Raw genomic sequence first — 3,958 nt, forward strand, 5'->3', positions numbered from 1 at the left:
GGGCTCATAACCCGAAGGTCGCAAGTTCAAATCTTGCCCCCGCAACCAATGGTCCGGTAGTTCAGTTGGTTAGAATGCCTGCCTGTCACGCAGGAGGTCGCGGGTTCGAGTCCCGTCCGGACCGCCACTAATACATATCAATAGATTCATTCATTCTTGGCTCGGTAGCTCAGTCGGTAGAGCAACGGACTGAAAATCCGTGTGTCGGCGGTTCGATTCCGTCCCGAGCCACCACTTTTAAAAAATTCTCTTTTTGTTATTTATATGGAGGGATAGCGAAGTTGGCCAAACGCGGCGGACTGTAAATCCGCTCCCATCGGGTTCGTAGGTTCGAGTCCTACTCCCTCCACCATTTATTTAGTAATCGTAGGGGTATAGTTTAATGGTAAAACGAAGGTCTCCAAAACCTTTGATGTGGGTTCGATTCCTACTACCCCTGTAGCGTTTATGGCGGTCATGGCGAAGTGGTTAACGCACCGGATTGTGGTTCCGGCATACGTGGGTTCGATCCCCACTGGTCGCCCCATTATTTAAATAGGCATTGGGCTATAGCCAAGCGGTAAGGCAACGGTTTTTGGTACCGTCATGCGCTGGTTCGAATCCAGCTAGCCCAGCCATTATTTGCGGAAGTAGTTCAGTGGTAGAACATCACCTTGCCAAGGTGGGGGTCGCGGGTTCGAATCCCGTCTTCCGCTCCATTTTATTTAACCAAAATGGTGGCGGCATAGCCAAGTGGTAAGGCAGAGGTCTGCAAAACCTTTATCACCGGTTCAAATCCGGTTGCCGCCTCCAGAATTTGATCATGCCGGTGTGGCGGAATTGGCAGACGCGCACGACTCAAAATCGTGTTCCTTCGGGAGTGTCGGTTCGACCCCGACCACCGGTATTAAAAGGGTAATTTAGGATGATTTTAGGAATCATCGATATGCTTATAAACGTTGACATCACAGCGTTTATAAGCATTTTTTATTTCTTGGCAATAACATAAATTTTTAAATTTTAATACACAATTGCACCACAATTCAATACATATTAACTGCTACTGCTATATTGTCATCTTCTTTTTGTAACTCTTTCATAACATGGACATAACGTTTATATGTTATATTAGGAGTAAAAGGAACTAATAGTTATTTCATTAAAATTTTAATGCTTTTTTCAGTGATTTATTAACAGCATTGTTGCCTATCATTTTATGCTTTGACCGAGAACTCAAAAGGACAAGCCATTCGTAGCAGTGCTAGTAGGTATTTTATTATGTTTTTTAGCAATAAACATTTAATCGTCTCTTGTCATATTAACCAATCTATTTTAGGCTAATAGTAATGATAAAAAGGGGCTGTTAGGTTGCTGAAATTCTTAAAGAAGCTACTAACAAAAAAGAGAAAGAAAAAAACTAAGAAGAAATTAAGAAAAGTAATAGAGCTAAATTACAATGAAGATGATATGTGGGATCCTTGAAGAGCGTTGTATAAACGTTCTTTTTTATGGTTAAGAGAGGAAAAATTTTCACGACTGTATCGGTAAGTACGTAACCAAGCAACTACTGGAATTATTTACAGCTAATCTTTTTACTTGAATAAAGGCGCTAAAAACAATGAATTGGGTGGCTAATACCGAGGAGGCTGTGACGATATCAAAGTATAGATGATAGCTTATAGACGTTATAAAAACTAGGTAATTGCTCTTTTATGTTAAAATGATAATGGAACACTATAAAGTTTCTGGACGGGTGTATTTACATAACGTGTTAATTTCTGAATAAAAGAAATGATTATTGTAAGTGTTAAGGTTGTTGACAATAGACATTAATTATAAATAATGAGGAGAAAAAATGACTGGAAAACCAATTGTTTTAGTTGTTAGTGTGTCGCTAATTAAAGATGAAAAAGTATTAATGATTAAAGAAAACAAATCAAATGTAATAAATAAGTGGAATTTTCCAAGCGGAAGAATGGAAGAAGGGGAAGACATCCTTTTGTCAGCTAGAAGAGAAGTGAAAGAAGAGACAGGGTTTGATGTGGAACTCACTTATACGACGGGTATTTATAATTTTATTAGCAGTACTCAAGACCAAGTGATTATGTTTCATTTTATAGGGAAGATTACTGGAGGTTCAGTATATCTTGAAGAAGATGAAATTATTGATAGTGTTTGGATGGAGCTGAGTGATTTAGTAAAATTTAATGATGATGAACTTCGTAATCCAACCGTTATAAAACAAATTGTAAATTGTCTTGTTCAAAAAAGTTATCACCCTACTAATAATATATTCCAAAAACAAATAAAGTAATTTTGGGGGGATAGAAACACTAAGGAGGTTATATTACTTAGAAGCTTTTCAACCGAGTTAAAGAAAGTTTTGAATTTTCATAAATGAGGTGAGTCTATTGGTGCATAACAATATTAGTATATCCAATGGCCGGGTATTTTTAAGGGAGATAATTGAAAGTGACTGGAGTGATATTCATGAATACGCCTCACAAGAAATGGTTTGTCAATACCAACCTTGGGGGCCTAATACAATAGAAGATACAAAGAATTTTGTTAATCAAATAATGGAAGAGGCTAATAATGAAAAATTAAGAACTAGATATGTGTTTGCTATTATAGAAAAAGCTAACAAAAGATTAATTGGGGCAGGAGAGTTTAATATTAGAGATAGTTTCAATAGGAATGGAGAAATTGCATATATTGTAAATCCAAAGTATTGGGGGAAAGGGATAGCGACTGAAGTTGCCAATTTGATAATTGATTATGGATTTAAGGAACATAAAATGCATCGAATTTTTGCAACTTGTGACCCGAGAAATATAGGTTCATCTAAAGTCTTACAAAAAGTCGGGATGATTCAAGAAGGGAAAATACGTGAAGATTTGTTAATTAAAGATGGTTGGCGAGACTCTCTATTGTATAGTATATTAAAGCACGAATGGCAGATTTTATAAATGGTATTGCAAAAAAGATTATCGCTAGAATGTTTATTGTACTAAAATCGTATGGACAGAGACTTGAAAAAAACACTATTCACGTTAGAGAATAAAATGAACTGCACTACTCAAAATCGTGTTTCTTCGGAGTTTTCGCCCGATCACTAATGTCAACCATAATTTTTCATTGCAATAGACTAAGAAAGAATGGCTCACAAGCATTGAAATAATGGAGTTTGTGAGTTTTTTGTATTATGGTAGATTTTCATATGGGAGCCGGAAGCTGTGAATTGAATCTAAAAATACTGTTAAAAACAGGTATCTTCGATTATATAAACTATGGATTGAAAATGTTTGATACAATTACATGAATTTTATTATCAAAATAAAATATTCTATAAGAAATATTTACAAAAAAACCTCTCGGAAAATCAAGTTATTTCCCGAGAGGTTTTTACATTATATGTAAAATTATTTTTGGTATGACTGTATTAAATAGTATACATGAACGGAATATATAAGTCTATATTTTTCTTCATTTTATTGCTAAAATAACATGACATTAAATGAGGAGGGATTTTTCGTGCCATTTGAGGAAGAAAAAAAGGTGTTAGATAAAACGTTGAGTATTGCGGACAGATTGAGCCAGTCATTGCGGAAAGGAGAGCCACTGTCTTATGAAAGCCGGTTTTCTTCCTAAGGCTAACTTCTGTACTTTTCCTATGTGGTATGCTACATTTTTGGCATTACGTTAAGATCAAAGAGGTGTAATCAATGAAAGCAGAAGCAGAATATTTTCAAGAAGGCAGTACGATACAAACGTATATGGATGAAATGAGTAAATTAAAAGAAGAGAGTTTTCATGTGTATGAAAATTTCCAACTGCCAAATGATGGACTGGTTGTTTATGGCAAACTAATTATGTAGGGATTGGCATTTAATTTATGCAGGGCCCTGCATAAATTAAATGGCCACTTGCCAACCTCTCCAAATAACTTTAAACTCCTCGTTGGACCAACAACGTTTAA

General features: G+C 35.9%; 4 protein-coding genes and 9 tRNA genes. All 13 read left to right on the forward strand.

The genetic code is table 11. The annotated features are described in order from the left end of the window. The first annotated feature begins 50 nt into the window (after positions 1 to 50). Positions 51 to 127: transfer RNA gene (locus tag E0E32_RS00005), tRNA-Asp, on the forward strand. Between the two features lie 31 nt (positions 128 to 158). Continuing rightward, positions 159 to 234 (forward strand) — tRNA-Phe (locus tag E0E32_RS00010). Positions 235 to 266: 32 nt separating this feature from the next. Further along, positions 267 to 352: transfer RNA gene (locus E0E32_RS00015), tRNA-Tyr, on the forward strand. A gap of 16 nt (positions 353 to 368) precedes the next feature. Then, positions 369 to 439, forward strand: a tRNA-Trp gene (locus E0E32_RS00020). A gap of 11 nt (positions 440 to 450) precedes the next feature. After that, positions 451 to 526, forward strand: a tRNA-His gene (locus E0E32_RS00025). Positions 527 to 542: 16 nt separating this feature from the next. Beyond that, a tRNA-Gln gene (locus E0E32_RS00030) sits at positions 543 to 617 on the forward strand. 6 nt (positions 618 to 623) lie between these two features. Further along, a tRNA-Gly gene (locus E0E32_RS00035) sits at positions 624 to 698 on the forward strand. Between the two features lie 20 nt (positions 699 to 718). Beyond that, positions 719 to 792: transfer RNA gene (locus E0E32_RS00040), tRNA-Cys, on the forward strand. 12 nt (positions 793 to 804) lie between these two features. Continuing rightward, positions 805 to 886 (forward strand) — tRNA-Leu (locus tag E0E32_RS00045). A gap of 948 nt (positions 887 to 1,834) precedes the next feature. Then, entirely contained in the window at positions 1,835 to 2,293 is a 459-nt protein-coding gene (locus E0E32_RS00050; protein ID WP_130858599.1) for an NUDIX hydrolase, read from the forward strand. Positions 2,294 to 2,390: 97 nt separating this feature from the next. Then, positions 2,391 to 2,948: a GNAT family N-acetyltransferase gene (locus E0E32_RS00055; protein ID WP_286171575.1), complete on the forward strand. Its 558-nt coding sequence runs from the start codon at positions 2,391 to 2,393 to the stop codon at positions 2,946 to 2,948. A gap of 538 nt (positions 2,949 to 3,486) precedes the next feature. Next, entirely contained in the window at positions 3,487 to 3,630 is a 144-nt protein-coding gene (locus tag E0E32_RS22480; protein ID WP_207302254.1) for a hypothetical protein, read from the forward strand. Between the two features lie 74 nt (positions 3,631 to 3,704). Then, positions 3,705 to 3,857 carry a hypothetical protein gene (locus E0E32_RS00060; RefSeq protein WP_286171576.1) on the forward strand — a complete coding sequence of 51 codons (153 nt, stop codon included), beginning with the start codon at positions 3,705 to 3,707 and terminating at the stop codon, positions 3,855 to 3,857. The last annotated feature ends 101 nt before the right edge of the window (positions 3,858 to 3,958 follow it).

The organism is Gracilibacillus phocaeensis (genome assembly GCF_900626275.1).
Classification (GTDB): domain Bacteria; phylum Bacillota; class Bacilli; order Bacillales; family Amphibacillaceae; genus Gracilibacillus; species Gracilibacillus timonensis.